24 protein-coding genes are annotated in these 26,150 nt (G+C 73.7%); 15 read left to right on the forward strand and 9 right to left on the reverse strand.

What is annotated here, in order from left to right; translation table 11 throughout:
* Window positions 1–15: 15 nt before the first annotated feature.
* The 7 genes from ACWGB8_RS02525 to ACWGB8_RS02555 all read left to right on the forward strand — a co-directional run bounded on the left by ACWGB8_RS02525 (window position 16) and on the right by ACWGB8_RS02555 (window position 8,162).
* Window positions 16–1,437 (forward strand): aldehyde dehydrogenase family protein, encoded by a 1,422-nt coding sequence (locus tag ACWGB8_RS02525; RefSeq protein WP_452209472.1) that lies wholly within the window; start codon window positions 16–18, stop codon window positions 1,435–1,437.
* On the forward strand, window positions 1,434–2,174 hold the full coding sequence (locus ACWGB8_RS02530) for an SDR family NAD(P)-dependent oxidoreductase (RefSeq protein WP_452209474.1): 741 nt from the start codon (window positions 1,434–1,436) through the stop codon (window positions 2,172–2,174). Before ACWGB8_RS02525 ends, ACWGB8_RS02530 begins: the two co-directional genes overlap by 4 nt.
* Window positions 2,175–2,239: 65 nt before the next feature.
* On the forward strand, window positions 2,240–3,976 hold the full coding sequence (locus ACWGB8_RS02535; protein WP_452209475.1) for a carbamoyltransferase family protein: 1,737 nt from the start codon (window positions 2,240–2,242) through the stop codon (window positions 3,974–3,976).
* A complete protein-coding gene (locus tag ACWGB8_RS02540; protein WP_452209477.1) occupies window positions 3,973–4,275 on the forward strand; it encodes a hypothetical protein in 303 nt (100 codons plus the stop codon). The genes ACWGB8_RS02535 and ACWGB8_RS02540 overlap by 4 nt, the downstream gene beginning before the upstream one ends.
* Window positions 4,276–4,363: 88 nt before the next feature.
* The gene (locus ACWGB8_RS02545) at window positions 4,364–5,362 is read left to right on the forward strand and encodes a hypothetical protein (protein WP_452209479.1); all 999 of its coding nucleotides are present in this window, start codon (window positions 4,364–4,366) and stop codon (window positions 5,360–5,362) included.
* Window positions 5,363–5,383: 21 nt separating this feature from the next.
* Window positions 5,384–6,685, forward strand: coding sequence for an ATP-grasp domain-containing protein (locus ACWGB8_RS02550; RefSeq protein WP_452209481.1), 1,302 nt, complete (start codon window positions 5,384–5,386; stop codon window positions 6,683–6,685).
* Between the two features lie 46 nt (window positions 6,686–6,731).
* Window positions 6,732–8,162 carry an amino acid permease gene (locus ACWGB8_RS02555; protein ID WP_452209483.1) on the forward strand — a complete coding sequence of 477 codons (1,431 nt, stop codon included), beginning with the start codon at window positions 6,732–6,734 and terminating at the stop codon, window positions 8,160–8,162.
* Between the two features lie 68 nt (window positions 8,163–8,230).
* Here the strand turns inward: ACWGB8_RS02555 and ACWGB8_RS02560 are convergent, their stop codons facing one another.
* Window positions 8,231–8,797, reverse strand: coding sequence for a PadR family transcriptional regulator (locus ACWGB8_RS02560; RefSeq protein ID WP_452209485.1), 567 nt, complete (start codon window positions 8,795–8,797; stop codon window positions 8,231–8,233).
* A 147-nt stretch (window positions 8,798–8,944) separates the two neighbouring features.
* Here ACWGB8_RS02560 and ACWGB8_RS02565 point away from each other — a divergent pair, with 147 nt between their 5' ends.
* Both ACWGB8_RS02565 and ACWGB8_RS02570 read left to right on the forward strand, forming a co-directional pair.
* The gene (locus tag ACWGB8_RS02565; RefSeq protein ID WP_452209487.1) at window positions 8,945–10,354 is read left to right on the forward strand and encodes an MATE family efflux transporter; all 1,410 of its coding nucleotides are present in this window, start codon (window positions 8,945–8,947) and stop codon (window positions 10,352–10,354) included.
* An 82-nt stretch (window positions 10,355–10,436) separates the two neighbouring features.
* Window positions 10,437–10,901, forward strand: coding sequence for a helix-turn-helix domain-containing protein (locus tag ACWGB8_RS02570; RefSeq protein WP_452209489.1), 465 nt, complete (start codon window positions 10,437–10,439; stop codon window positions 10,899–10,901).
* A gap of 22 nt (window positions 10,902–10,923) precedes the next feature.
* On the opposite strand, the gene ACWGB8_RS02575 is transcribed toward ACWGB8_RS02570, so the two are convergent.
* The 3 genes from ACWGB8_RS02575 to ACWGB8_RS02585 all read right to left on the reverse strand — a co-directional run bounded on the left by ACWGB8_RS02575 (window position 10,924) and on the right by ACWGB8_RS02585 (window position 14,888).
* Window positions 10,924–12,093, reverse strand: a complete 1,170-nt coding sequence (locus ACWGB8_RS02575) for an MAB_1171c family putative transporter (protein ID WP_452209491.1) — start codon at window positions 12,091–12,093, stop codon at window positions 10,924–10,926.
* An 8-nt stretch (window positions 12,094–12,101) separates the two neighbouring features.
* On the reverse strand, window positions 12,102–12,572 hold the full coding sequence (locus ACWGB8_RS02580; protein ID WP_452209492.1) for a hypothetical protein: 471 nt from the start codon (window positions 12,570–12,572) through the stop codon (window positions 12,102–12,104).
* A gap of 399 nt (window positions 12,573–12,971) precedes the next feature.
* Window positions 12,972–14,888, reverse strand: a complete 1,917-nt coding sequence (locus tag ACWGB8_RS02585) for an FHA domain-containing protein (RefSeq protein ID WP_452209494.1) — start codon at window positions 14,886–14,888, stop codon at window positions 12,972–12,974.
* Window positions 14,889–15,323: 435 nt separating this feature from the next.
* Between ACWGB8_RS02585 and ACWGB8_RS02590 the strand changes: the two genes are divergently transcribed.
* Entirely contained in the window at window positions 15,324–17,381 is a 2,058-nt protein-coding gene (locus ACWGB8_RS02590) for a phosphocholine-specific phospholipase C (RefSeq protein WP_452209496.1), read from the forward strand.
* A gap of 179 nt (window positions 17,382–17,560) precedes the next feature.
* Complete coding sequence (locus tag ACWGB8_RS02595; RefSeq protein ID WP_452209498.1) at window positions 17,561–18,784, forward strand: styrene monooxygenase/indole monooxygenase family protein; 1,224 nt, start codon at window positions 17,561–17,563, stop codon at window positions 18,782–18,784.
* A gap of 24 nt (window positions 18,785–18,808) precedes the next feature.
* On the opposite strand, the gene ACWGB8_RS02600 is transcribed toward ACWGB8_RS02595, so the two are convergent.
* On the reverse strand, window positions 18,809–19,129 hold the full coding sequence (locus tag ACWGB8_RS02600) for a hypothetical protein (RefSeq protein ID WP_452209500.1): 321 nt from the start codon (window positions 19,127–19,129) through the stop codon (window positions 18,809–18,811).
* A gap of 146 nt (window positions 19,130–19,275) precedes the next feature.
* On the opposite strand from ACWGB8_RS02600, the gene ACWGB8_RS02605 reads away from it, so the two are divergent.
* A complete protein-coding gene (locus ACWGB8_RS02605) occupies window positions 19,276–19,677 on the forward strand; it encodes a hypothetical protein (protein WP_452209502.1) in 402 nt (133 codons plus the stop codon).
* A 74-nt stretch (window positions 19,678–19,751) separates the two neighbouring features.
* Here the strand turns inward: ACWGB8_RS02605 and ACWGB8_RS02610 are convergent, their stop codons facing one another.
* Window positions 19,752–20,243: a MarR family winged helix-turn-helix transcriptional regulator gene (locus tag ACWGB8_RS02610; RefSeq protein WP_452209504.1), complete on the reverse strand. Its 492-nt coding sequence runs from the start codon at window positions 20,241–20,243 to the stop codon at window positions 19,752–19,754.
* A gap of 69 nt (window positions 20,244–20,312) precedes the next feature.
* Here ACWGB8_RS02610 and ACWGB8_RS02615 point away from each other — a divergent pair, with 69 nt between their 5' ends.
* Window positions 20,313–21,155: an alpha/beta fold hydrolase gene (locus ACWGB8_RS02615; protein ID WP_452209505.1), complete on the forward strand. Its 843-nt coding sequence runs from the start codon at window positions 20,313–20,315 to the stop codon at window positions 21,153–21,155.
* Between the two features lie 116 nt (window positions 21,156–21,271).
* On the opposite strand, the gene ACWGB8_RS02620 is transcribed toward ACWGB8_RS02615, so the two are convergent.
* Complete coding sequence (locus ACWGB8_RS02620) at window positions 21,272–22,177, reverse strand: alpha/beta fold hydrolase (RefSeq protein ID WP_452209507.1); 906 nt, start codon at window positions 22,175–22,177, stop codon at window positions 21,272–21,274.
* An 87-nt stretch (window positions 22,178–22,264) separates the two neighbouring features.
* Between ACWGB8_RS02620 and ACWGB8_RS02625 the strand changes: the two genes are divergently transcribed.
* Window positions 22,265–22,978 carry a winged helix-turn-helix transcriptional regulator gene (locus ACWGB8_RS02625; RefSeq protein WP_452209509.1) on the forward strand — a complete coding sequence of 238 codons (714 nt, stop codon included), beginning with the start codon at window positions 22,265–22,267 and terminating at the stop codon, window positions 22,976–22,978.
* Between the two features lie 259 nt (window positions 22,979–23,237).
* Here ACWGB8_RS02625 and ACWGB8_RS02630 read toward each other — a convergent pair whose 3' ends face one another.
* The gene (locus ACWGB8_RS02630) at window positions 23,238–24,746 is read right to left on the reverse strand and encodes a DUF4246 domain-containing protein (RefSeq protein ID WP_452209511.1); all 1,509 of its coding nucleotides are present in this window, start codon (window positions 24,744–24,746) and stop codon (window positions 23,238–23,240) included.
* Between the two features lie 213 nt (window positions 24,747–24,959).
* Here ACWGB8_RS02630 and ACWGB8_RS02635 point away from each other — a divergent pair, with 213 nt between their 5' ends.
* On the forward strand, window positions 24,960–25,166 hold the full coding sequence (locus tag ACWGB8_RS02635; RefSeq protein WP_452209513.1) for a hypothetical protein: 207 nt from the start codon (window positions 24,960–24,962) through the stop codon (window positions 25,164–25,166).
* A 44-nt stretch (window positions 25,167–25,210) separates the two neighbouring features.
* Here ACWGB8_RS02635 and ACWGB8_RS02640 read toward each other — a convergent pair whose 3' ends face one another.
* The gene (locus tag ACWGB8_RS02640) at window positions 25,211–26,041 is read right to left on the reverse strand and encodes an isocitrate lyase/PEP mutase family protein (RefSeq protein ID WP_452209515.1); all 831 of its coding nucleotides are present in this window, start codon (window positions 26,039–26,041) and stop codon (window positions 25,211–25,213) included.
* Window positions 26,042–26,150: the final 109 nt, after the last annotated feature.

Consider the following 26,150-nt stretch of genomic DNA (forward strand, 5'->3'; position numbering starts at 1 on the left):
AGAGGCTGGTCCGACATGCTGTCACTGCCGCTGCTCCGGCTGGGGGTCGAGAGCCCCTCGCGGGAGACCCGCGTCCTGACCGACGTGGCGGGCGAGCCGCTGGCGACCGTCCACCAGGCGCCGCCGCTGGTCACCCGGCTGACCGTCCGGGCGATGCGGGAGGCCCGCCGGGCCGCGGGCGGCCCCGCCGACGAGCCCGATCCGGTGGCCCTGGCCGCCGTACTGGCCGAGGCCGGCCGGCTGTTCGCCGGGGCCGACCTCGGCGGGCAGAGCCCCGAGGAGTACGCCCGGCACCAGGCCCTGGCCTCCGGGGTCCCGATCGGTGCGGCCCGGCGCACCGCCGCCCGGCTGGCCGCCGAGGCGGGCCTGCTGCCCGAGGTGGTCGCCGTGCAGCGGCCGGCCGGCACCGGTCCCGGCACCCCGGCCCGCTGGGCCCGGCGCGGCTCGGTGCTCGGCGTGGTCGCCCCCAGCAACCACCCGGCCACCCAGTTCGGCTGGCTGAAGGCGCTGGCCCTCGGCTACGGCGTCGCCGTCCGGCCCGGGGCCCGCGACCCGCTCACCCCGCTGCGGCTGGCCCGCGCGCTGCTGGCGGCCGGACTCCCGCCGCACCTGATCAGCGTGCTGCCGGGCCCGCACACCGCGGCGGACGCCCTGGTGGCCGCCGCCGACCTGGCGCTGGTCTACGGCGGCGAGTCGACCGTGGAGCGGCTGCGGGGCGAGCGCCGGATCAGCGTGCACGGCCCCGGCCGCAGCAAGATCCTGGTCGACCGCCCGGTGGACGACGCGCTGCTCGACCACCTGGTGGCCGAGATCGCCGAGGACGGCGGGGTCCGCTGCACCAACACCACCGCCGTCCTCACCTCGGGCGACCACCGGGAGCTGGCCGACGCGCTGGCCGGCCGGCTGGCCGCGCTGCCCGTCCGGCACGTCACCGCGCCGGACGCGGTGCTGCCGGTCCGGCCGCTGAAGGAGGCCAGGGCGCTGCGCGAGGCGCTCGCCGCGGCGGCGCAGGGTGCCGTGGACCTCACCGCGGCGCACGGCGTGGACGACCCGACGCCGGTGGTCGCGGGCGACGCGGCCGCGCTGCGGCCGGCCGTGCTCGCCGTGGACCGCTCCGACCACCCGGGGCTGCGGACGGAACTCCCGTTCCCCTGCGTCTGGGTGGCGCCCTGGCGGCCCGCCGAGGGCCTCGCGCCGCTGGCCGACTCGCTCGCGCTGACCCTGCTCACCGAGGACCAGGAGCTGGTCGCCGCGGCCCTGGCCGAGCCGACCGTCCGCACCCTGGTGCACGGCGTCGTGCCCGGCTGGTGGCGGGATCCGTACCTGCCGCACGAGGGCCACCTCGGGCAGTTCCTGCGCGAGGTGCGCGGCCACGTGGCCCGCCCGGCCGGCGACCGGGCCTCCGCAGACCCCACCCACCGGAAGGAGGAGGCATGACCCTGCAGGGCAGGCGCATCGTGGTCACCGGCGCGTCCGGCGACCTCGGCCGGGCGATGGCCCGCCGGTTCCTGGAACTCGGCGCCGACCTCGCCCTCCAGTACCGCAGCAACGCCGCCGCCCTCGCCCCGCTGCGGGCCGAGGCCGAGCGGGCCGGCCGCGAACTGCTCCCGGTCGCCGCCGACCTGGCGCTGGCCGACGGCCCGGAGCGGCTGGCCGGGGCCGTCCTGGAGCGCTGGCCGACCGTGGACGGCCTGGTCAACAACGCCGGCGGCGCCCGCGCCCGGGCCTTCGACGAGATCACCCCGCAGGAGTGGGAGGACGCCCTGCGGCTCAACCTCACAGCACCGTTCCGGCTGACCCAGCTGCTGCTGCCGGCCCTGCGCGACAAGGGCGGCGCGGTGGTCAACATCTCCAGCGTCGCCGCCCTGACCGGGGGCGCCTTCGGCCCGCAGTACGCGGCGGGCAAGGCCGGGCTGTTCGGCCTCACCCGCAGTGCAGCCCGCGACCTCGGCGTGCACGGCATCCGGGTCAACGCCCTCGCCCCGGGCCCGGTCGACTCGGCGATGACCTCCTCCCTGGACGGGCCCGTGCTCGACGCGATCGTCCGCACCACGGCGCTGCGGCGCCTGGTCGACCCGGTCGAGATCGCGGACGCCGCCGCCTTCCTGCTCGGCCCCGGCACCGCCGTCACCGGCCAGACCCTGGTCGTCGACGGGGGCCGGCACTTCCTGTGAGCCCCCGGCCCACCGACCCACCACCGCACCAGCCCGCGAACGCACAACGATACGGAGACCGTGACATGTACGTACTGGGCATCAACCTGAGCCACGACCGCGCCGCCTGCCTGGTCCAGGACGGGCGCATCGTGGTCGCCGTCGAGGAGGAGCGGCTCGACCGGCTCAAGCACTCCGAGGGCTTCATCATCCACGGCCACTTCGAGAAGCTGTCCAAGGTGCTGCCGATGAAGGCCATCACCTACTGCCTCGACGCGGCCGGCATCGGCCTCGACGACGTGGACCTGGTGGTCGGCAACCGCCCGCTCGGCGACGGCGCCCGCGACCTCATCCTGCGCGAGCTGCCGATCCGCGACAAGAGCAAGGTGCACAGCCTGCCGATGCCCTCCCACCACCTCGCGCACGGCTACGCGGGCTACCTGGCCTCGCCGTTCGAGGAGGCCGCCGTACTGGTCGTCGACGGGGTCGGCAGCCGGCTCCCCGGCACCGACCGGATCGAGAAGCACACCATCCTGGACGGGCAGGGCACCTCGCTGAAGGCCGTGCACTCGGCGACCTTCCCGACCGACTGGAGCGAGGTCGGGCTCGGCCTCTTCTACAGCTTCTTCACCGCCAAGCTCGGCTTCGTCACCCGCTGGGGCCACCCGACCTTCGGCGACTTCGGCTGCGGCGGCTACACCGAGGCCGGCAAGACCATGGGCCTGGCCCCGTACGGGCGTCCGCACCCCGAGTGGGAGCGGCTGCTGAAGGTCGTGGACGGCGACGTCCAGGTGCGCACCGAGGACCTGGAGCGCGCCTGGGACACCTGGTACGCCGCCGACGGCGACGGCTACGACCCGAGCGTCAAGGGCGCCTGGGACCACCAGTTCGCCAAGGACGTCGCGTACAAGGTCCAGCAGGAGACCGAGGAGGCCATCCTCGAACTCGCCCGCTACGCCCACGAGAAGACCGGCCGCCGCAACCTCTGCATCACCGGCGGCGTCGCGCTGAACTCGGTCGCCAACCAGCGGATCGCCGCGGAGGGCCCGTTCGACGAGGTCTACATCCTGCCCCCGGCCGGCGACGCGGGCGTGGCCATCGGCGCCGCCTACTACGGCTACTACGCCATCGCCGGCGGCACCGAGCGCCACCACCTGCGCTCCGGCGCCACCGGGCGCAGCTACGGCGCCGAGGAGATCGAGGCCGCCGTGCAGGCGGTCGGCGACCGCGTCGAGTACCGCACCGCGACCCCGGCGGAGGTCGCCGGGCTGCTCGCCGAGCACCGCCTGGTCGGCTGGGTGCAGGGCGGCTCCGAGATCGGCCCGCGCGCCCTCGGGCACCGCAGCATGCTGGCCGACCCGCGCCACCCGCAGGTCCGCGACTACCTCAACGAGGTCGTCAAGCACCGCGAGGTGTTCCGGCCGTTCGCCCCGTCGGTGCTGGCGGAGGAGGCCGAGAAGTGGTTCGAGATGCACGGGGACAGCCCGTTCATGCTGCTCGTCCCGAACGTCCTGGAGCACCGCCGGGACGAGGTGCCCGCGATCACCCACGTGGACGGCACCGCCCGGGTGCAGACCGTCGAGGCCGACGTCAACCCCCGCTACCACGAGCTGATCTCGCACTTCAACCGGCTCACCGGGGTCCCGGTGGTGCTCAACACCTCCTACAACGACGCCGGCGAGCCGATCGTGGAGACCCCCGAGGACGCGGTCAGGACCTTCCTGAACACCGAGCTCGACCACCTCTACATCGGCGACCTGCTGGTCACCAAGACCGGCCGCGAGCTGCCCGGCCGGCACCCGAGCCGGCAGCCGCTGGCATGACCACCCGACAGGTGGACGCCTCCGCCGCCGAGCTGCTCGACCGGGTGCTCGCCGAACTGCTCGACCTGACGGACCAGGGCGACGCCCTCGACTCCGCCATCGTCGCGGCCGTCGAGAGCGCCGCACTGATCGCGGTGGCGGCGGAGGAGGCCCGCCGGGACACCGGCGGGGAGAAGCCCGTCGAGCTGGCCAGGCAGGCGCTGAGCGCCGTCCGGGCGTCCGTGACCGCCGCCACCGTGGCGGTCCGGACCCTGGACGACCGGCGGCGCGCCCTGGCCGGCCCCCGCCCGGTGCACTAGCGGGCGGGGGAGCGGGGCTGGCACCACCAGTACGGCAGGCACGACAGGCACCTCAGGACCGGGCAGGACGCAGAAGGAGGAGGACCCGATGGGCCCACGAGCGCTCACCCCGGAGGGACGGCGCACCGCGCCGGTCGGACCCCCACCCGACCGGCGTCCGGTCCTGCTGCTGGCCGGCGGCGATGCCGGCGACGACGGCGACGACGCCGGGAGCGGCTGGGCTCGGCGCGCGATCGGGCGCCGCTACCGGCTGCTCCCGGTGCCCGACGGCGCCGTGCCGCCCGGGGCGGTGGGCGTCTGCGCCTTCCGGCCCGAGGGGGCGGCCGCCGCGCTCGCCCTCGCGGAGCGGGCCGGACTGCCGGCGGGCCCGCTGCGCACGGCCGGCCTGCGCACCGGCGGCCTGCGTACCGGCGGGCCGGGCACCGCCGGGGCGGACGCGGTGGTGGTCTCCGCCGTGCTCGGCGGCCGGCCGGCCCCGCTGTTCACCGCCCGGCCGGACCAGGAGCCGGGCGCCGACGACGACAGCGGCCGGGTCGTGGACGCGGCGGACGGGCTGACCGCCGATCCGCGCACCGCCGCGGCCGTCCGCGCCGCCCACCGCCGGCTCGGCGGCGGGACCGGCTTCACCGCCACCGCGCTGCGGCTCGGTGCGGGCGGGTACGAGCCGGCCGGGGTGCGCGGCCTGGCGGCGGGCGATCCGCTGCTGCGGGCCGGGGCGCTGGCCACCGGCACCGACCTCGCCGCGGCCTGGGCGGACCTGGCCGCCGGGGCCGAACCGGACCTCGCGCCGCGCCGCCGCAGTGCCGCGGCCGTCCGGCTGCTGCACGCCACCGGCGTCCCGCAACCGGGTGCGGTGCTGGTCGAGCTGACGGTCGACCAGTTGCAACTACCCGGTGGGATCTGGGAGGTTCGGCCGCTCGCCGGGCCGGGCAGCTCTCTCCGTGCCCGCGGCGGCGGCGCCCCGGGGACCCCCCTGGTGCTCGCCGTCGCCGTGGGCGAGGACGCCGCCGCCTGCCGGCGCGCCCTCGACCTGCTGCCCCGGGCGGTGCGCCTGCGCCACCGGCCCGCAGCACCGACGCACCCCTGACGAGAACGACCGGGAGAACCCATGTCCGAGCTGTCCGACCTGTCCGTACCCCGCACCCTGCTGCTGATCGCCTCCTCGCAGAACCCCGATCTGCTGCGCACCCCGCACGACCTGGGCCTGACCCTGGTGCTGGCCTCGAAGACCCCGCCGGCCGACGGCAGCGTCTACGACGTGCACCTGGCCGTCGACGAGATGGACGAGGACGCCGTGCTCGCGGCGGTCCGCGCCCACCTCGACGGCGGCGGCCGGATCGACGCGGTGGCGACCTTCCACGAGGGCGCGCTGCACGTCGCCGCCCGGGTCGGCGCCGAACTCGGCCTGCCCGGCAACTCGGCGGAGTCCGTGCGGGCCATGCGCGACAAGTTCGTCACCGGGCAGCGGCTGGACGAGGCCGGCGTGCCCACCCCCGCGACCCGGGTGGTCACCACCCTGGAGGGGGCCCGCGCGGTGGCCGCCGAACTCGGCTACCCGCTGGTCCTCAAGCCGCAGGCCAGCGCCTCCAGCCAGGGCGTCACCAAGGTCGCCGACGACGCCGAGCTGGTCGCGGCCTTCACCAACATCAGCGGCCTGTACGGGCCGGACGAGTTCCGCGACGGCGACTACGCGGTGCCCAACGTGGCCCGCATCTACGCCTACCCGCAGGCGCAGGGCGTGCTCGTCCAGGAGTACGTGTCCGGCGAGGAGTACGCCGTCGACCTGGTGTACGGCGGCGGCGAGTACCGGCTGCTGGCCATCCACGACAAGCCGTACCCGTTCGCCGAGCCGCACTTCATCGAGGGCGCCTACGCCACCCCCTCCGCCCTGCCGGAGAGCGAGCAGCAGCTGCTGGTCGACACCGCGGTGGCCGCGCTGAAGGCGCTCGGCGCGACCACCGGCGGCGCCCACGTGGAGCTGCGGCTGACCGACCGCGGGCCGCGGATCATCGAGGTCAACGGGCGGCTGGGCGGCACCACCGCCTTCGTCCAGGAGTCGATCCGCGAGTCGACCGGCGTGTGGGGGCCGCGCGAGTACCTGCGCGCGGTGCTCGGCGAGCCGGTGGACTTCGTCCGCCGGGAGCGGCCGACGCCGGCCGGCTTCAGCCCGCTGCTGGCCGACCGCACCGGCGAGCTGGCCGGCTTCGACGGCATCGAGGAGGTCACCGCCGTCCCCGGCGTCATCGGCCTGCGCTGGATGGCGAAGCCCGGCGACCACGTCGTCATCAAGTACCCGGAGAACCCCGTCTCCTGCTTCGCGCTGGTGCTCGCCCGCGGCGAGACCCGCGAGCAGGTGCTCTCCGCGCTGGAGGGCGCCGAGAAGGTCCTCAAGCCGGTCTACACCGACTGACCGGGCCACCACCCACCCGTATCCCCCTGACCCCCGGGACACAGCCATGTCGAGTACCAGACCCCAGACCCAGGCGCCCGCACAGCCCCCCGCGAAGGGCGCGCCGCCGTCGGCCGGCGGGCTGCCGACCGCCCTGCGGCAGCGGCACCTGACGATGATCGGCCTCGGCGGCGCGATCGGCGCGGGGCTGTTCGTGGGCTCCGGCGCCGGGATCGCCGTCGCCGGACCGGGCATCCTGGTCAGCTTCGCGCTGGCCGGGCTGCTCTCCGTGGTGATCATGCGGATGATGGGCGAGATGTCGGTCGCCCTGCCGTCCTCGGGCTCGTTCTCGGCGCACGCCGCCCGGGCCTGGGGCAGCTGGGCCGGGTTCACCATCGGCTGGCTGTACTGGTGCCTGATCGTGGTGGTGCTGGCCATCGAGGCCACCGGGGCCGCGGTGATCGTCCACGGCTGGGTGCCGGCCGTGGACACCTGGGTCTGGGTGCTGCTGTTCATGACCGCCCTCACCGTGGCCAACCTGGCCGCGGTGGGCACCTTCGGCGAGTTCGAGTTCTGGTTCGCCGTGCTCAAGGTCGCCGCGATCGTCGGCTTCCTGGTGCTCGGGGTGCTGGCGGTGACCGGCCTGCTCCCCGGCAAGGACGCCATCGGCCTGGGCAACCTCACCGAGCACGGCGGCTTCCTGCCGAACGGCTGGAGCGGGGTGCTCTCCGGGCTGCTGGTGGTGGTCTTCTCCTTCGGCGGGATGGAGATCGTCACGCTGGCCGCCGCCGAGTCCGAGGACCCGGTGCGCGGCCTCGCCAGCGCGATGCGCAGCGTCGTCTGGCGGCTGCTGCTGTTCTACCTGGGCTCGGTGGCGATCGCGGTGACCGTCCTGCCCTGGAACGACGCCTCCATCGGCAAGAGCCCCTTCGTGGCCGTCCTGGAGCGGATCGGGGTGCCCGGCGCGGCCCAGGTGATGAACGTGGTGCTGCTCGCCGCCCTGCTCTCCGCGCTCAACGCCAACCTGTACGCCGCTTCGCGGATGGTGTACTCGCTGGCCGAGCGCGGCGAGGCGCCGGGCGTGCTGCGCCGGCTCTCCGCCCGCGGGGTGCCGCAGCCGGCGGTGCTGGTGTCGGTGGCCTTCGGCTTCGTCTCGGTGCTGCTGAACTTCAAGTGGCCGGACAGCGTGTTCCTCTGGATGCTCAACTCGGTCGGTGCGATCGCCCTGGTGGTCTGGATCGCGGTCGCCGCCACCCAGCTGCGGCTGCGCACCGAGCTGGAGCGCACCGCCCCGGAGCGGCTGGCGCTGCGGGTGTGGGCGTTCCCGGGGCTGACCGTGCTGGCGCTGGCGGCGATGGCGGTGGTGCTGGTGCTGCTGGCCGCCGACCCGGAGACCCGGCCGCAGGTGGTCGGCACGGCGGTATTGACCGCGGTGGTGCTGGCCGCCGGGCTGGTCCGCGCACGGCGGCGGCAGCGGCAGGAGACCGGCGGGCGGTGAGCGGGCGGCCCGGCGACGCGGGTGTGCGGACAGTGCCGGGCCGGGCTGTCCGCACACCCGCGTCGGCGTCAGCGCTGCTGCGGGGCCTCGGTCAGCCCGCGCTGCTCCCAGGGGTGGCCGAGTTCCGCCAGGGTCTCCTCCAGCCAGGCCCGTTCGGCCCGCTGGGCGGCCCGGGCCATCACCAGCATGCCCCGGCGGTAGCGGTCGGTCTCGTCCTTGATCCGCACCGGGGCGCCGGAGCGGCTGAAGAAGCCGGTGGGCCGGGAGAGGAACTCCAGTCTGCGCCGGAGCACCGCGGCCTGCTGGGCGCCGTCCGGGAGCAGGCCGAGGAAGGCCAGCACGGTGAAGAAGGAGCCGCCGTCGGTGATCTCGGCCTGCTTGGGGTCGGCCAGCCGGCGCAGCAGCTCGGCCCGTCCGGCGGGGGTGATCCGCAGGACCTGGCGGGGCGGCGCGCTCTGGCCGGGCTCCTCCTGGCGCTCGATGTGCCCGGCGCCGCGCAGCCGGTTGAGGGCGGGGTAGAGGGCGCCGTCGCTGACCGGGCGGTTGTGGCCGATGAGGTCGGAGACGTGCTTGCGCAGCTCGTAGGCGTGCATCGGACGCTCCGCCAGAAAGCCGAGGATCGAGAGGGTCAGCACGGTCTTCCTCCGTGGTCGGGGCGCCGGGGCGCGTCGTTCGGTGGGTGTCCTCGGGGCAATGTTCTCAACTACCTCTATTAGAGTGACGTGATTGTGGCTAGTCTCTCCTCACGAGAGTCCACGACCGGTGTGACGAAGGGGAAGCGCATGTCTGCCGACACCCGGACGGCCCCGGCCGTGGCCGCGGGCCCCGCACCGGCGGCCGTCCGCCGGTCGCTGCTCGGCCTGGGCGTACCGGTGTACTTCGAACTGCTCTCCGGCGTGGTCGCCGGCATCGTGGACACGGTCTGGGTGGCCCGGCTCGGGGACGCGGCGGTGGGCGCCGTCGCCATCGCCAGCACCCTGGAGAACGTGCTGCTCGGCGTGATCCTGATGGCCAACATCGGCGTGACCGTCCTGCTCGCGGACACCCTCGGCGGCGGCCGCCGGGCCGAACTCCCGGTCGTCATCAGGGCCGTGGGCGTGCTCTGGCTGGTCATCACCCCGCTGGTGGCGATCGGCGGCTTCCTCGCCCGGGAGCCGATCGCCCGGCTGCTGGTCGGCGGCCAGGGCGAGGTCTTCCGGCTGACCGTGGAGTTCTTCGCGATCTCCTTCCCCGGGATCGCCGTCTTCTTCGCCCAGAACGTGGTCGACGGGATCTTCAAGGGCACCGGCGACACCCGTACGCCGATGCGGATGGCGATCCTCGCCAACGCATTGATCCTGGTCCTCGACCCACTCTTCGTCTTCGGGGTCGGACCGCTGCCCCGGATGGGCGTCCAGGGCGCCGCCCTCGGCATGCTGCTGGGCCGGGCGATCGCCCTCGCGGTGGCACTCGTCCTGCTGCGCCGGCTCCGCCACCGGCTGCGGCCGGACCCGGTCGCGCCGGACACCCCCGCCGACGGGGCACCGGCGCTGCGGCTGCCGGCCGCGCTGCGCCGCCTGCTCGGCGTCGGCCTGCCGGCCTCGGGGGACTTCGTGGTCCGGATGGGCGTCAGCATGGCCCTGGTCGGCATCGTCGCCCGCTCGGGCGAGGAGCCGCTCGCCGCGTACGGCATCGGCATCAAGGTGATCCTCTTCGTCACCATGGCCTTCTACGCGTTCCGCCAGGCCGGCAGCATCCTCACCGCCCGCACCCGCGGCGCGGGGGAGAACGCCGACCGGGTGATCGGGCGGCAGAGCGCCCTGCTGGCGATGGCGCTCGGCGCCGGGGTCGGCCTGGTGCTGGCCCTCGGCGGGCGGGTCCTGATGGGGTTCTTCGCCGACTCGCCCGGGGTCGTCGACGAGGGCGCCGTCCTGATGTGGTACCTGCTCCCCTACCTGGTGCTGCTGGCCGGCGTGGTGGGGCTCGGCGGGGTGTTCATGGGCGGCGGGCGCAGCCGGTCGATGCTCTGGGTGACCGTGCTCGGCTCGTGCGTCCAACTGCCCCTGGCGTACGGTCTGAGCGCCCTCCCGGCGCTCGGTGTGCAGGGCGTATGGTGGTCGATGATCATCGGTTCCGGGGCCCAGCTCGTCCTGTCGTCCCTGCTCTTCCGGCGCTACTTCGGGGCGCCGCCGGCGCCGGGGCGGTCCGCGTGACGAACGCTCGTAGCCGGGTTGTGGGCGCGCTGGATAGAGTTGACGGCCGAGGAGGACGTGTTGTGAAAGGAGGGCCGGCAGCATGACCGATGCCGACGGCCGGGGCGACGGGGAGCAGACAGCGCCGCGGAGCCTCGCGGAGAAGCTGGAGCACCTGCTCACCGTCACGGCTCCCGCGGGGAGACGACCGCCCTCCAACGAGGAGGTCGCCACCGCGATCAACATCGCGGCCGGCGAGAAGACGATCAGCGCCACCTACGTGTGGCAGCTGCGCACCGGGCGCAAGACCAACCCGACCATGCGCCACCTGGAGGCGCTGGCCCAGTACTGCGGCGTCTCCGCGGCCTACTTCCTCAGCGACGAGGAGTCCCGCCGGATCGACGACCAGCTGGCCCTGCTGGACGCGCTGAAGCAGACCGACGCCCGCAACATCGCGCTGCGGTCGACCGGGCTGTCGGAGTCCAGCCGGCGCGCGCTCTCCAGCATGATCGACCAGCTGCGCAAGCTGGAGGGGCTGAGCGACGACGATCCCGGCGCCGCGGGCTGACCCGCGGCCGTGCGGGCGCGGCTCACCGGCCCCGCCCGCCGCGCGCCTCCAGTTTCCGGTAGGCGCGCGAGAGCCGGGTGAGCACGGTGATCTCCTGCGGCAGGCTGATGGCCGCGGCGGGGGTGCGGGCGACGGCTTCGGGCTGCGGGAGGTGCGGTTCCCGCGGCCCGCGCAGGGCGGAGCGCAGTACGGCGGCCTCGCAGACCGCCTCGTGCGGCTGCCCGTGCGCCTGGGCGAGCCGGTGCACGGCGATCGGGTCCGCGGCCTGCCGGAGCACCAGTTGGGCGTCCCGTATCTCGATGACCCGGCGGTAGAGGTGGTAGTCGAGGGGTCGCGGCGGCAGCCACCGGGGCAGCCGGTGCGGGGGTTCGAGGACGACGTCCGGGGCGGCCCGGTAGACGGCCCGCCAGAGCGGGGTGAGCCGCAGGTAGCTGCGGTAGTCGGCGGCCCAGCGCCGGGCGGAGCCGAGCCGGGGGCCCCAGGAGGGCGCGGTCCAGCCGATCATCTGGAAGACCGTGCCGATGTCCGCGATGAGCCAGAACAGGAACCGCCAGGGCTCCACGATCCCGTCGGTGTGCAGCGCGAGGATCTGCCAGTAGCGCACCGCGCAGTACACCAGGATGAGTCCCGAGCCGCCGGCCACCGACCACATTCCGAAACGCAGCCAGAATTCCCGGACGGTCCGCGCGTAACGGAAGGCGAACAGCACGGTCTGCATCCGGCCGACCGCGCAGATCGCCAGGTAGTACGCCATGTAGAGGGCGAAGTCGGGGTCCTGGATGTTCAGGTAGACGGCTTTCTGCCCGGAACTCTGTTTGTCCGGCAGGACGGTGAAGAACAGCGCGATCAGGACGGCGAGCGCCACGCCGAATCCCGCGACCTGCCACCGGATCCACCGTTTCGCGGCGGCCGGCGGCAGGCTGAGATTCGCGACCGCCACCTGTTGGGCGGCGGTCAGCAGGATCACCGAGGACTGCACGATGATCATCGTGGCGTTCGGTATTCCGACCAGGTCGGAGATGCGCTGCCGGAACACCTCCAGGTCGACGAAGTAGGCCAGCGAATTGCAGAAGAAGTAGGTGCAGAGCGCGGCCAGGGTGAGGTTCCTGGGACTCCTGAGCAGGGCGGGGAGCTTGTATGCGAAAGCGCCCAGAGTGACGAGAAAACAGGTCCATGACAATAGTGTGAACATGTGGAAGGTCAGCTACCGCTTCGGGCCACCCCTGCGAGGTGGTCGGCGGAGACGGCCTCCTTCAGGCGGGCGATGACCTCGTCGTCCTGCGAGAGCGGCGGCAGGGCCGCGCCGTCGGGCCGACGGGCGGGGGCCAGCAGGATGGAGGCCGTCATCTCGGCCTCCTGTTCGTTGCGGTCGGAGTACTCGGTGCGCTGCAGCACCCGGCGGACCACCCCGGGGTCGATGTCCGGGAACAGCCGCTCCAGGACGGCGTCGTCGGTACCGGTGCTGGCCTCGTGGCCGCAGAGGATGTGCGACAGCTCGTGCGCGATGATGTGTTCCTGGTGGGCCCGGGTGGTGCGCACCTCGTAGACCACGAAGTCGACCGCCCGGGTGGCGATCCACATCCCGTTCAGCGAATACTCCGGAATGGCCATCGGAATCAGGTGGATCGGCTTGCCGCGCAGGGCGCTCAGCCGCTCCTTCAGGGAAAGCACGTCGCGGTCGCCGGGTTCGAGCCGGAGTGCCGAGAGGCGGGCCTCGCACTGCCGGCGCAGGCGTCTGAAGTGGCCGACCGGGGTTTTGTTGCGAGGAGGTGAACCGTACTGCTGGGAAAGGGCCCGACCGAATGCGTGCACCTTCACTGGAACACTACCGCCCTCCGCTCTTGGACACCCGGCGCCGGTTCCGCGTTGCCGAGGTCGCCCACCGATATGACGAGGTCGGCGTCGTACACGCGCGTGCGAGGCGGTTCATGGCGGGCATTGTGGTCCCCTCCCCCTGCAAATCCGCGATCGGCGGCATCGGGCCCACTCTACTCACAGAGCAAGGCCCGGCACCAGGTTGGTCACTGGTGCGTACCGTTCGGGCTGCAGGGGGTTGCGCGACGGGGGCGGTCAGCTGCGGCGGGGCGGCCCGGAGCGGCCCACCGCGGCTGCGGGGGAACGCTCCTGACGGTAGAACAGATCGACGTCGACCTCCTCGCCGCCCATCACCAGGGTGTCCCAGACGCCGCTGGCGAGCAGCGTGCGGACGGTCGCCGGGCTCAGCCGGCGCAGGTGCGCGCGCAGCACGGCGTCGTCGGGCAGACCGGGCAGGCGCGGCGCCAACCGCGCCCGGATCGCCCGCAGGTGGCCGAGGAAGGCCTCCAGGTCCTCGTCGGCCCGCCCCGGGGCCGGCGGCGCGTCGCCGTCCGCCATGCTCTGGGCGATCCGCTCCTTGATGGCGCAGCTGACGCCGTTCTCGTCGGTGGTCACCATGGCCTTCCAGGCCCGGCTCTTGTGCCGGTACTGGAGCATCGACATCGCCGCCTCGTGGCGCACGAAGTCGGCGTCCCGGAAGGGTCGTCCGCGCCACGCCCCGCTCAGCGAGCGGGCCAGCGAGATCGCCGACGCCAGGCCGCTGTTGAGCCCGCGGCCGGGCCAGAAGTGGATGGCGTTGGCGGCGTCGCCGAGCAGGAAGCCGTAGGTGCCCGGGCCGGCCGGGGTCGCCGGGTACAGCTGGGCGGTGAACCGGGGCCGCTGCACCATGTCCAGCCGGAAGCCGGTGACGGCGCTGAGGTCCTCCTCGGGGACGCCGAACAGGGCCAGCCCCTCCAGCACCCGCTTCCACAGCGCCGAGCCCTTGACCAGGGCGGGCAGGAACAGCGTGCCGTGGGTGGCGCAGCGGAAGTCGCCGTCCTCGTTGCGCCCCATCAGGCAGGGCCGGGACGCCACGCACTGCTCGAAGACGTGCCGGACGGGGTCGACGCCGATGACCTCGCGGGCCTCGTCGTCGGTCAGCCGCATGTTGAGGAAGCCCTCGCCGCGCAGCGAGTTGAGCAGGAAGCGGTTCTGGGCGACGGTCAGCAGCACGGCCATCGGGTCGGGCAGGGCGGAGCGCACCCGCAGGCCGAGCACGACGTCCTGGAGGTGCTCGCCGTCCAGCGAGTAGATGGAGGTGTCGGGGGTGCCGAACTTGTCCCGGAAGTGCTCCCGGGTGCGGGAGCCGCCGCCCTCGCAGATGGCCAGCACGTGGCCGGCGGCCACCGCCTCGCGGTGCTCGACCGGGTCGAGCCGCTCGGGCACCAGCCGGATGGCGTGCGGCTTCTCGCCGGCCAGCTCCAGCAGGGCGTCCTCGATGTAGGCGATCCGGATGTTGCGCGGGCCGCAGCCGCGGATCGAGTCCGGTCCGGCCGGCCACATCTCGGTGAAGGAGTCGCCGCGGAACATCCGGGCCTGCGCCTCCTCGGGCAGGTTGAGGTACTGCCGGCTCTGCACCGTCACCACCTGCTGGCGCCGGACGTTGCCCTGCGACTCGTCCTTCCAGACCACCCGGTCGCCGTCCCGGGTCCACCGGGCGTCGTGCACGGTGACCGCCACCCGCGGGCCCATCAGGTGCTCCAGCAGCAGGGCGAAGGCCAGCCCGACCGGTCCGCCGCCGGAGACGGTGACGTTCAGGACCGGGCCGGGGTCGACCGGTTCGGCGCGGCCGGGCGGTCCGGCCGGCTCGGGGGCGAGCCGGGCGGTGATCGTCTCCAGGGCGTCGGACAGCTCGAAGCGGAACACCTCGCCGCCGATGCTGATGAGGTCGCCGGACGCCAGGACGTGGGAGGTGACCTCCCGGCCGTTCACCAGCGTCCCGTTGCGGCTGCCCCGGTCGTACAGCACGTAGCGCCCGTTCTCCGGCACCACCTCGGCGTGGTGCCGGGAGGCGCTGCCGCTGGTGATCACCACACTGGCGTCGCCGTTGCGGCCGAAGGTCACCGGCGATCCGCCGACCGGGAACCGCCGGCCGGCCAGCGGCCCCTCGCGTCCGATGATCGCAGCAGGCATCGTCACTCCGCTCCTGGGTCTGTCGGAACTCGTACTCGCGCTCGACCGGCGCGCCCGCCCTCGGGGCGCCGGGCACAACTCGCCAACGGGTGTTCTTCGGAAGGGATCCGGGCGGGCGTCCGGGGTCGCCGGAGGCCCCGCGCGGACTGGCACGCGGTGGTGGAGGAGGCGGGGGAAGCGGAATCGGCCGGTGACACCGGGTGGTGATCGGTGGACACCAGGTTGTCGGCAGCGGCCCGCCCCGCGCAAGGCCGTGACGCGGGAAGTTGCAGAGCAGTTGCACGGCGGTCGCACAGTGGCGGCAGGGGCGGCGCCCGCCGGGCGTTCGTCCGCTGTACCGCGCGCGGTCACGAGGTGTCCGCCGGGTGGTCGGACGGGGACGCTGTCCTTGGGGCGCTCCGAACCCCACCCACCCTCGTGGAGGTCGACCCACCCATGGCAGAACTCAACCGGCGCCGGTTCCTGCAGCTCGCAGGCGGTGCGACCGCGCTCACCGCGCTCTCCGACAGCATCGCGCGGGCGGCGGCCATCCCCGCCCAGGGCAGCACCGGCACCCTCCAGGACGTCGAGCACGTCGTCGTCCTGATGCAGGAGAATCGTTCCTTCGACCACTACTTCGGCGCCCTGAAGGGCGTTCGGGGCTTCGGCGACCCCCGCCCGGTGACCCTGCCCAGCGGCAAGCCGGTTTGGCACCAGGCGAACGGCAACAAGGTCGTCCTGCCCTTCCGGCCCGCCGGGGAGAACCTGGGCATGGAGTTCCTCCAGGGCCTCAACCACGACTGGGCGGGCGGCCAGAAGGCGTTCAACCAGGGCCGCTGGGACCAGTGGGTGCCCGCCAAGACCGCCACCACGATGGCCCACCTCACCCGCGGGGACATCCCGTTCCACTACGCCCTCGCCGACGCCTTCACCGTCTGCGACGCCTACCACTGCTCGTTCATCGGCTCCACCGACCCCAACCGCTACTACCTGTGGACGGGGCACACCGGCAACGACGGCACCGGCGGCGGCCCGGTGCTCGACAACGCCGAGGCCGGCTACGGCTGGACCACCTACCCCGAGCGGCTGGAGGCGGCCGGCGTCTCCTGGCGGATCTACCAGGACATCGGCAACGGCCTGGACGCGGCCGGCTCCTGGGGCTGGATCAACGACGCCTACCGCGGCAACTACGGCGACAACTCCCTGCTGTACTTCAACGCCTACCGCAACGCCCGGCCCGGCGACCCGCTCTACGACAAGGCCCGCACCGGTACCGACGCCCGCACCGGCGAAGGCCTGTTCGACCGGCTCCGGGCCGACGTGCAGGGCGGCCGGCTGCCGCAGGTCTCCTGGATCGCCGCCCCCGAGGCCTTCTCCGAGCACTCCAACTGGCCGTCCAACTACGGCGCCTGGTACATCGCCCAGGTGCTCGACGCGCTGACCTCCGACCCGGACGTCTGGGCCCGCACCGCGCTGTTCATCACCTACGACGAGAACGACGGCTTCTTCGACCACGTCGTCCCGCCGTACCCGCCGGCCGGCCCCGCCGAGGGCCTGTCCACCGTGCCGACCGCGCTCGACCGCTTCCCCGGCCGGACCGGCCTGGTCGCCGGCCCGTACGGCCTCGGCCCGCGGGTGCCGATGCTGGTGGTCTCCCCGTGGAGCACCGGCGGCTACAGCTGCTCCGAGACCTTCGACCACACCTCGGTCATCCGCTTCCTGGAGCGCCGCTTCGGCGTCCACGAGCCCAACATCTCGCCCTGGCGGCGGGCCGTCTGCGGCGACCTCACCGCGGCCTTCGACTTCGCCCGGACCGACACCGCCCCGGCCGCCCTGCCGCCCACCGCCGGGTACTACCCGCCGGACCGCGAGCGCCACCCCGACTTCCGGCCCACCGCGCCCGCCGTCGCCACCATGCCCCGCCAGGAGCCCGGCGACCGGCCCACCCGCCCGCTGCGCTACGCGCCGTACGTCGACGGCTCGGCCGACACTGCGGCCGGCACCTACCGGCTCACCTTCTCCGGCGGACCGGCCGCCGGCGCCCACTTCTACATCACCTCCGCCAACCGCACCGACGCCCCCTGGACGTACACCGCGGCGGCCGGCGCCACCGTCTCCGACACCTGGAACAGCAAGTACTCCAAGAGCCTCACCGACCTCACCGTGCACGGGCCGAACGGCTTCCTGCGGCGCTTCCGCAACCCCGGGAAGACCGCCGGGCCCGAGGTCACCGCCCGCCACAACGCGACCACCGGCAACCTCGACCTCACCCTCACCAACGCCGGCACCGCCGAGGCCCGGCTGACCGTCACCAACGCCTACGGCGGCGAGAGCCGGACCGTCGCCGTCCGCCCCGGCGCGACCGTCGCCCACACCGTGGCGCTGACCGCCACCGGCCGCTGGTACGACGTGACGGTCACCTCCGCCGCGGGCGGGGACTTCCTGCGCCGGCTGGCCGGCCACGTCGAGACCGGCGCCCCGGGCCGCTCCGACCCGGGGATCCTGACCTACTGACCTACTGACCTACTGACCTACTGACCTACTGACCCACTGGCCGCGCGCCGTAGGGCCGCCCCGGGTGCTTCCGTGCGCCCGGGGCGGCCCCCGCGCTCCGGTGCGCACCCCGGCGCCGCGGGCTCCGCACCGTGGTAGAGCTGGTCCCCGTTCGCGACACACGACGAAAGCGGGCAGGGATGCGCAGGATTCTGATCGTCGGGGCCGGGCAGGCCGGACTCCAACTCGCCCTCGGGCTCCAGTCGCACGGCTACGAGGTCACCGTGGCGACCGACCGGAGCGCGGACGAGGTCCGCGGCGGCCGGGTGCTCTCCACCCAGTGCATGTTCGAGCCCGCGCTGCGGACCGAACGCGCGCTCGGCCTCGACCTGTGGGCCGGGCGGGCCCCGGCGATCGAGTGCATCGACCTCGCCGTCGCCGCCCCGCAGGGCCCGCCGGCGGTCCGCTGGTCCGGGCGGCTCGACGCGCCCGCCCGGTCCGTCGACCAGCGGGTGAAGCTCGCCGCCTGGCTCGACACCTTCGCCGAGCGCGGCGGCACCGTCGAGCTGGGCGCCGTCACGGTCGCCGACCTGGACCGCCGCGCCGCCCGCCACGACCTGGTGCTCGTCGCCGCCGGCAAGGGCGAGCTCTCCGCCCTCTTCGAACGCGACGCCGACCGCTCCCCGTACGCCGCCCCGCAGCGCACCCTGGCCGTCGCGTACGTGCACGGGCTCGCCCCGCGGCCGGGAGCCGCCGCGGTGGGCTGCAACCTGGTGCCCGGCGCGGGGGAGTTCTTCACCATCCCCGCGCTGACCACCTCCGGCCCGTGCGACATCGTCCTCTGGGAGACCGTCCCGGGCGGCCCGCTGGACGTCTTCGACGGGGTGCGCGACCCGGCCGAACTGCTGCGCCGCACGCTGCGGCTGGCCCGCGAGCACGTCCCCTGGGAGTACGAGCGGGCGGCCGGCGGCGTGGAGCTGACCGACGCCGGGGCGACCCTCGCCGGCCGCTTCGCGCCGACCGTCCGCCGGCCGATCGGCGAACTGCCGGGCGGCGGCACGGTGCTGGGCCTCGCCGACACCGTGGTCCTCAACGACCCGGTCACCGGCCAGGGCGCCAACAACGCCGCCCGGGCGGCCGATCTGCACCTCGCCGCGATCCTGGAGCACGGGGACAAGCCCTTCGACCGGGACTTCATGCAGGGCGTCTTCGACCGCTACTGGGCGCAGGTGCGGGTCGCCACCACCTGGACCAACGCCATGCTGGCCCCCGCGCCGCCGCACGTCCTGGAGCTGATCGGCGCCGCCGAGCGGCTCCCGGCCGTCGCCCGCCGCTTCGCCAACGCCTTCGCGGACCCGGCCGACCTGGAGGAGTGGTTCCTCGACCCCGCGGGCTCCGCGGCGTACCTGGCCTCGGCGGGCTGAGGCCGCGCCGTTCTCGGACAGGGCTCAGGGGCGGCTGGGCAGTTCGTGCAGGCCCAGGGCCAGCCAGGCGTCCGCCTCGCAGCGGACCAGCTGCCAGCCGCCCCACGGCCCTCCTCCGGCGAGGAGTTCGCGGAGGGCCGCGGCCAGCTCGGCCTCGGCCGGGAGCAGGCCGACGGCCATCACGAAGAGCACCCCGTCCAGCCGCCCGGGCGTCTCGCGGAACCGCGCGTGGCACACCCGGGTCGGCCGCCGGAGCCGCTGCTCCAGGCCCTCCCGAAGCGCGGCCGCGGGCGGGGCGGGGAGGTCACTGTTCGGCGCGCTCAGGTGCACGCGAATCACGTACATGGCAACAAGACTGACGGATCGTCGCCGAAAGTGCGCGCACGGAGCGGTGACAGGTGCTCGCCTGGCATTAACATGTCACGGTAGTGCGCGCACAAGATCGCCGACGGCGGCCGGTCGCGGCGCACCGAGCCGGAGGGGGCGGGCGCATGGCGACACCGGAGTGCCCGGGCTGCGAGGCCCGCCTGACCGCCGCGCCGGTCCGCCGGGTGCGCCCCGACGGCGGCGGCCCGCCCCGGTGGCGGCGCGAACTCTGGTGGGCCTGCCGCCGCTGCGGCTGGCGCGGCCTCCAGCACCACGAGGGCGGTGAACTGCGCACCATGCGGCCCCTGCCGGGCGCCGAGGGCCACTGCTGGTTCTGCGGCGAGGGCGGGTCGAACGTCGCCGGGGAGCCCTGGCGCAGCGAACGCGGCGACCTGCTGGACCTGGTGGTCTGCCTGGCCTGCGGAAACAGCCAGGTGCGCCGGGTCGGCCCGGCGCCGGCCGCCGCCCCGCCCGGGCCCGTCGAGCCGCAGCGGGTCGAGCCGGAGCGGGTCGACGCCGACGCCTGACGGGCCGCGGCGGGTCGACGCCGACGCCTGACGGGCCGCCGCGGCGCCTCACCGGGGCGCCTCATCGCAGTGCCTCATCGGGGCGGTTCGGAGCCGGTCAGATCGACGTCCTCGAAGAGCTCCAGCATCCGCGCCAGCACCCGTACGCAGGTGGTGAGGTCGGCGTCGGTGAGGTCGCCGCCGGTCTGGCGCAGCAGGGCGTACTCCCGGGCCGTGATGGCGGTGATCGATGCCCGGCCGTCCTCGGTGAGCCGGATGAGCGAGGAGCGCCGGTGGGCCGGGTTCGGGATGCTCTCGACGAGGCCCCGCCCGGCGGCGTCGTTGACCATCCGCTGGACGAACTGCCGGCTCAGCGACTGGGCCCGGCCCATCTGCGGGGCGGTCATCGGGCCGTTGCGGAAGAGCAGCTCCAGGACGGCGCGCACGCCCACGGAGATGCCCTGGGCGGCGTCGAGTTCGATCCTGCGCTGCACGCGGCGGTAGAGGGGGCCGACGAGCGCGAAGACTTCCATGAGGCGTTCCGGCAGCTCGTCGGGGGTGAGGGGGACGGGTGTGTTCTCGGGCATGACGCCACTGTCTCACACCACATGACAACCGGGTTGCCATTCTCGCGAACATATGACACCTTGGTTGTCATGACAGAGACCGCGTTCGAAACGTTCCAGTCCACCGACGGCCGCCTCGCCTTCCTCGACGAGGGCCCCCGTGACGGCGAGGTGCTGGTCCTCCTGCACAGCGGCTTCGTGGACGGCACCAAGTTCGACAACCTGGTCCCCGGCCTCACCGACCTCGGCTACCGGGTGATCGTCCCCGACGCCCGCGGCCACGGCCGGTCCGACAACGCGAGCGGCCCGTTCCGCTGGGCCGACGACCTGGCCGGCCTGCTCAAGCACCTCGGACTGCGCCAGGTCGCCCTGGTCGGCGTCTCGATGGGCGGCATGATCGGCATCGACACCGCCGTCGAGTACCCCGACCTGGTGCGCGCCCTGGTCGTCAGCGGCCGCGGCATCGGCGAGCCCGACCTCACCGACCCGTGGTCCGCCGCCGCCGCCGGCCGACAGGGCGCGGCGCTGGCCACCGGCGACATCGCCGGGTACCTCGACGGCTTCGTCGAGTGGATCGCCGGCCCGAAGCGCAGCCTCGACGAGGTCGACCCGGCCGTCGTCGCCCACGTCCGCGACATGGCCCTGCGCACCCTGATGAAGCACACCCCCGACGAGCCCGACCACCTCGTCCCGGTCCAGGACCTCGCCACCCGCGCGGCCGGGATCACCGTGCCCGTGCTCGCCATCAACGGCGCCCTCGACGTGCCCGGCCTGCTGGACACCGTCACCGCCCTGATGGACCGGGTGCCGAACGGCCGCACGGTCCTGATGGACGGCGTCGGCCACTACCCGTCCATGGAGCAGCCCGAGGAGTTCACCCGCATCCTGGTGGACTTCCTGCGGGGCCTCGATGCCCCGGCAATCGGCGCCTGACGGGGCCGGGAACACCCGCCCGGGGGGCCCACCGCGCGCAGGCCGGATCGGCGGATCCGGCCTGCGGGGGCCCGGCGCGGGACACGGGGTGGGCCTCCGCTGCCGGGCGGCGGCGGTCAGGCTTCCCGCGGCGCGGTGTGAGCGAGGATCGCGCCGAGCGCCGTGTCCCAGACCTCCGGCGGCGGCATCTGGTGCCCCATCCCGGGGAGGGGGACGAGCCGCGCACCCGGGATCTCGCGGGCCAGTGCCTCGCCGTGCCCGTACGGGAAGAGCGGGTCCGCGGTGCCGTGCAGGACGAGGGTGGGGGCGGTGATGGTGCCGAGCCGGTCGCGGACCGGCTCGCCGCCCTCGATCATCCAGTGGTTGCCGGCGGCGGCCGGCACCGGGCTGCGGTCGAAGGCGCGTCCGGCGGTGCGCCGCAGACGGTCCTCGTCGACGGGGATGGTGCCCGCGAAGGCGTGCTCTCCGGTGAGGAAGTACGCGATCACCGCGTCCCGGTCGGTCCAGTCCGGCCCCTCCGACGGCTCCGCGAACATCTTCGCCAGCGCGTCGCTCATGGGCGGGAGGTCGGGGTGATCCGGACCGCCGGGCCCTCCGGGGCTGGTGGCGATCAGGGTGAGGGTGGCCACCCGGTCCGGGTGCTCGACGGCGATCCGCTGCGCGAGCCCGCCGCCCATCGAGACGCCCACCAGGTGGGCGGTGCCGAGACCGAGGGCGTCCAGGATGCCGAGCACGTCGGCGGTCAGGTCGTCCTGCGTGTAGACGGGGGCGCCGACCGGCCAGGTGGTGGAGCGGCCGGTGTCACGGGTGTCGTAGCGGACGACGTACCGGCCGCCGTCCGCGAGGGCGGCGACGAACTCGTCGTCCCACCAGTCCATCGTCGCCTCGGCGCCGCCGATCAGCAGGACGGGCGGCGCGGCCGGGTCGCCGAACGCCTGGACGGCCAGGTCGATGCCGTTCACGTGCACGATCCGCTCCGGGGCCCCTGGGGCGCCCGGGGTCGAGGGGGTGTTGCTGGGCATGGCACTCCTCCGTCGTTCGGCTCTCCTGTTCCGTACTCTACTTCGAAATTCGAAGCTCGTGCTACTGTTTTCGAAGTAGATGATCGGATGAGTGGAACGGGGTGCGACATGGCCGAGCGGGCCGGGGTGACGGCAGGAGCGGGAGCCGGGAAGCGGACGTACGGGCAGGCGTGCCCCATCGCGCACGCCCTCGACCTGGTCGGCGAACGCTGGGCCCTCCTCGTCGTCCGCGAACTGCGACTCGGCCCCCGCCGCTACGCCGACCTCCAGGCAGCCCTGCCCGGCCTCGGGCCGAGCGTCCTCGCCCAGCGCCTGCGCGACCTGGAAGCCGTCGGCGTCCTGCAGCGGCGCACGCTGCCTCCGCCGGCCTCCTCGGTCAAGGTGTACGAACTCACGCCGTGGGGGGCGGAGTTGGAGCCCGTCTTCGACGCCCTCAGGACGTGGGGCATGCGCTCGCCGATCGTGCCGCTCAGCGGCGACCTCACCGCGGACACCGTGCTGCTGGGCCTGCGCGCCTTCTTCGCGCCTTCGCGTTCCTGGACTGCGGCCTACCGGTTCACCCTGGAGCGCGACACCTACCGGGTGGAGGTCGCCGACGGGCGGATCACCGTTGTTCGGGGGGACTCCGGGGGTGCCGTGGACGTCGACGTCCACACCGACCACCGCACCTTGCAGTCGGTGCTGATCAAGGAACTCCCGCTCGCCGACGCAGTAGCCGCGGGCATCGTTGAGATCGTCGGAGACCCCGCGCTGCTGGACGAGCTGATCGCCGCCCTGCCCCCGCGACCGGTGGCACCCTGAGGGGTGATGGCCTGGAGGAGGGGGAGAGCGGATGGCGCCAGGTGCTGTGACCGGGAACGTTCACCGGGTTGGCAGTGGCGGGGTCGGAACCGGTTGGATGTGGCGGACATCCAACCGGTTGGGGCGTGGTAGCGGAGCCGGTCGAGGTTCGGGAGACCAGCTGCGGCCTCCTCGTCGCGGTCCTGCACTCCAGCGTGCGTACGACGTCGACTTCAGATGGGGAGACGGGTTCTCAGTATCGCGCCCGTGCTGTAGTGGTTCAGTGCTCGCAGAGGGAGAACTCGCGTTCGTAGAGCTGCTCATTGTGCTCGTCTACGAAGAACTTCCTTTCCTGCATGAGCTCCTCGCGGTACGTCTTGGCCTCCTCCAGCGTCATGGTCGCGGTGTCGGACCAGGGCTGCTGCGGCGGTACGTCCGAGGTCGAGACGATCCGCTGCGTCGGGTCGACGAGGAAGAACGCGAGGATCTTGCGGTGGCCCGGGCGGGTCGGGTCCGCGAGGCGGAAGGCGTCCACGCGGTGCTGGAGGACGTTGGGAAAGGCCAGGCAGCGGCCCTCCGGAGTCGGTACCGCGCCCAGTACCTGGTTCAGGGCGTCCTCGTCTTCGAGCCCGTATACCTCGCGCAGCCCGGTGTCGTCGTTCTGTGTGTAGTGCGGGTCGTCGAGGGCGGCGCGGAATCCCAGCCGGCTCTCGGTGATGTTCTCGCTGTCCCAGTAGTAGATGCCGGTCGAGACGATCCGCTCGTTCAGCATGCCCTCGACGTGCCAGGAACCGCCGGCGTACTCGGGCTGGTCCGGGGCGAGGTGGACGGTGGCCAGCTTGACGATGACCTGGAGGCGGCGGGCGCGCAGGTCGACGTGGGCGGAGGCGTCGGGCAGGGCGGGCGGGCTGAACTCCGGGGCGTCCGGGACGATCGGGTGGCGGTTCTCGAACCACTCGTCGTACGCCTCGTCCCAGGCGGCGCGGGCCTCCATGTAGGCGTCGTTGTCGGGGTAGGACGACCTGTGCGGGTACTTTGGCTTGGGGTTGTACCAGCTGTAGGGGTCGGCCTCGATCCGTAGGGGCCGCGGGTGCCGCAGATCGGTGAGCACATTCTCGAACAGCGGGCGCAGGCGCGCGAACAGGTCCGGCAGGACGGACTCCAGTGCGCGGTGCTCTTCGGGATGCACGTTGTTGACGTACGAGCGGAAGGCGACGGCTCCGTCTTCGCTGACGTCGACGTCCGTGGGCAGCCACTGGAACCGCTCCGAGAACTCGTACTTCGCGTAGTGGTTCGTCGGGTTCTGCCACGCCTGCTCGGGACCTCCGCTCGCCTCCCTCACCAGACAGAACAGGGAGGGATGGACGAGGTCCAGCACCTGGCCGTCGGACCCGGGGTGCCAATCCCGCGCCGCTTCGGGGACCTCTTCCAGGATCCGGACCGCCTCGCGCAGCCGGGTCCTGAGCTGCTCGTCGACGAGGGTGTCCGACTGCCAGACGCCGTCGACCGCGGAGACTTCGATGCCGGTGCGCGCGTCGCGCAAGGCGGCGTAGTGCTCCAGCTCGGCGAGGACGTGGCGCACCTGAGCTTCGGTCATGCCCTGCGCCACCGCCTCCTGGGTCCACCGGGCAGCGATGTCGGGGTCGTTCATCTTGTCGAACCACGCGGGCTTGGCGCGCAGGTGGGCACTGCACTGCATCATCTGCAGCTCCCGCAACGTCCGGGGCGTCGTGAACGCCGGGGAACAGGTGCTCTGGAAGGGAAGCGGGAAGGCGGACAGGCCGGTCACTACTGGTGATCCTCACGGTCGGTGTGCGGTGCCGGGAAGGATAGCCCGGTGCGCTGACACCCCCGCGGCGGCCCCGGGGCCTCCCCAAACTGCGCGGGGCTGGGGGTGGCCACGGGTGATCCAGCCGGATGGTCGGGTGGTTCCCTGCCACGATCAGCGGCACCTCGGCGCGCCTGCTGCAGCCGGCGTTGCTGTCGGGGATGCCAGCGTCAGGTGCGGCAACGGGGTTCCGCCTTCTCCAGTTTCGGCACCTGCTTCTTCTGCGGCGAGGACGAGTCCAACGTCGTCGACTGCGATCGCCGGCGCGACGAGCGCGGCCGACTGCTGGAATGGATGGTCTGCCTGGCGTGCGGCACCAGCAACGTCCGCCACATCCGGGAAGCGCAGGAGCCGCCCGCCGGAGACGACCACCGTCCTTGACGGGCGGCTGCACGGACGCCCGTGCCCGGCGGCGCCGTCCCGACTCAGCCGCGCATCAGGGCGTTGAGCTCGCTGTAGTCGACGGCCCCCGTCAGGGAGGTGTAGGTGCCGCTGCCGGCCAGCTCCGCGGCTACTCGGCGGACCACCGCGTACGCCGCCTCGGCGACCGCGGAACCAAGGCTGACCCGGGCCACGCCCAGCTTCGACAGCTCGGCCACGGACGGGGCACCCGGGCCGGCCAGGATGTTCACCGGCGCCGGGATGCCCTCGGTGAGAGCGGCGACCGTACCGGCGTCCGTGACCCCGGGCACGAAGATGCCGGTGGCCCCGGCGTCGAGGTAGGCGCGGGCGCGGTCCAGGGTCTCCTGAAGACGGGCTTCCTCCGGGCCGACACCGAGGAGGAACGTGTCCACCCGGGCGTTGATGTAGAGCCGGACGCCGGCTTCGTCGGCTGCCGAGCGGGCGGCGGTGATGCGCGCGCCCTGCTCGGTGACCGGACGCAACGCGAAGCCGCCGCCCGCGTGCGCGTCCTCGATGTTGATCCCGACCGCCCCGACGGCCACCACCCGGACGACCGTGTCAGCGACCTCGGCCGGGGTGGCGCCGAACCCGCTCTCGATGTCGGCGGTGACCGGGACGGACACCGCGTCCACCACGCGGCCGATCAACGCGATGGCCTGGTCCCGGTCGAGGTGGTTGCCGTCCGCCGCGCCCAGTCCCCAGGAGACACCGGCGCTGGTGGTGGCGATCGCCCGGGCCCCCGCAGCCTCGACCAGACGGGCGCTCGCGGCGTCCCAGGCATTGGCCAGAGCCAGCGGTGCGGCAGGGTCGTGGAGTGCGTGGAACAGCCGTGCGCTGTCGTGCTGTGCAGTCATGATCGTTATTGGACCAGTGGGGGTCGGCCCGCCGCTGGCGGCTTTGCGACACCACCGTCCGGCGACGCCGAGCCGCGCGCTCCTTCCATCGGCCGCTGGGCCGCCGGGC

The sequence above is a fragment of the Kitasatospora sp. NPDC054939 genome, assembly GCF_053610105.1.

Bases quoted from the DNA above. Each gene is read 5' to 3' on its own strand.
- ACWGB8_RS02595 (WP_452209498.1), top strand. From the start codon at position 17,561: ATGCGCAGGATTCTGATCGTCGGGGCCGGGCAGGCCGGACTCCAACTC.
- ACWGB8_RS02640 (WP_452209515.1), bottom strand. From the start codon at position 26,041: ATGACTGCACAGCACGACAGCGCACGGCTGTTCCACGCACTCCACGAC.
- ACWGB8_RS02610 (WP_452209504.1), bottom strand. From the start codon at position 20,243: ATGCCCGAGAACACACCCGTCCCCCTCACCCCCGACGAGCTGCCGGAA.
- ACWGB8_RS02605 (WP_452209502.1), top strand. From the start codon at position 19,276: ATGGCGACACCGGAGTGCCCGGGCTGCGAGGCCCGCCTGACCGCCGCG.
- ACWGB8_RS02535 (WP_452209475.1), top strand. From the start codon at position 2,240: ATGTACGTACTGGGCATCAACCTGAGCCACGACCGCGCCGCCTGCCTG.
- ACWGB8_RS02540 (WP_452209477.1), top strand. From the start codon at position 3,973: ATGACCACCCGACAGGTGGACGCCTCCGCCGCCGAGCTGCTCGACCGG.
- ACWGB8_RS02555 (WP_452209483.1), top strand. From the start codon at position 6,732: ATGTCGAGTACCAGACCCCAGACCCAGGCGCCCGCACAGCCCCCCGCG.
- ACWGB8_RS02530 (WP_452209474.1), top strand. From the start codon at position 1,434: ATGACCCTGCAGGGCAGGCGCATCGTGGTCACCGGCGCGTCCGGCGAC.
- ACWGB8_RS02625 (WP_452209509.1), top strand. From the start codon at position 22,265: ATGAGTGGAACGGGGTGCGACATGGCCGAGCGGGCCGGGGTGACGGCA.
- ACWGB8_RS02615 (WP_452209505.1), top strand. From the start codon at position 20,313: ATGACAGAGACCGCGTTCGAAACGTTCCAGTCCACCGACGGCCGCCTC.
- ACWGB8_RS02545 (WP_452209479.1), top strand. From the start codon at position 4,364: ATGGGCCCACGAGCGCTCACCCCGGAGGGACGGCGCACCGCGCCGGTC.
- ACWGB8_RS02585 (WP_452209494.1), bottom strand. From the start codon at position 14,888: ATGCCTGCTGCGATCATCGGACGCGAGGGGCCGCTGGCCGGCCGGCGG.
- ACWGB8_RS02570 (WP_452209489.1), top strand. From the start codon at position 10,437: ATGACCGATGCCGACGGCCGGGGCGACGGGGAGCAGACAGCGCCGCGG.
- ACWGB8_RS02550 (WP_452209481.1), top strand. From the start codon at position 5,384: ATGTCCGAGCTGTCCGACCTGTCCGTACCCCGCACCCTGCTGCTGATC.
- ACWGB8_RS02565 (WP_452209487.1), top strand. From the start codon at position 8,945: ATGTCTGCCGACACCCGGACGGCCCCGGCCGTGGCCGCGGGCCCCGCA.
- ACWGB8_RS02525 (WP_452209472.1), top strand. From the start codon at position 16: ATGCTGTCACTGCCGCTGCTCCGGCTGGGGGTCGAGAGCCCCTCGCGG.
- ACWGB8_RS02590 (WP_452209496.1), top strand. From the start codon at position 15,324: ATGGCAGAACTCAACCGGCGCCGGTTCCTGCAGCTCGCAGGCGGTGCG.
- ACWGB8_RS02575 (WP_452209491.1), bottom strand. From the start codon at position 12,093: ATGTTCACACTATTGTCATGGACCTGTTTTCTCGTCACTCTGGGCGCT.
- ACWGB8_RS02620 (WP_452209507.1), bottom strand. From the start codon at position 22,177: ATGCCCAGCAACACCCCCTCGACCCCGGGCGCCCCAGGGGCCCCGGAG.
- ACWGB8_RS02600 (WP_452209500.1), bottom strand. From the start codon at position 19,129: ATGTACGTGATTCGCGTGCACCTGAGCGCGCCGAACAGTGACCTCCCC.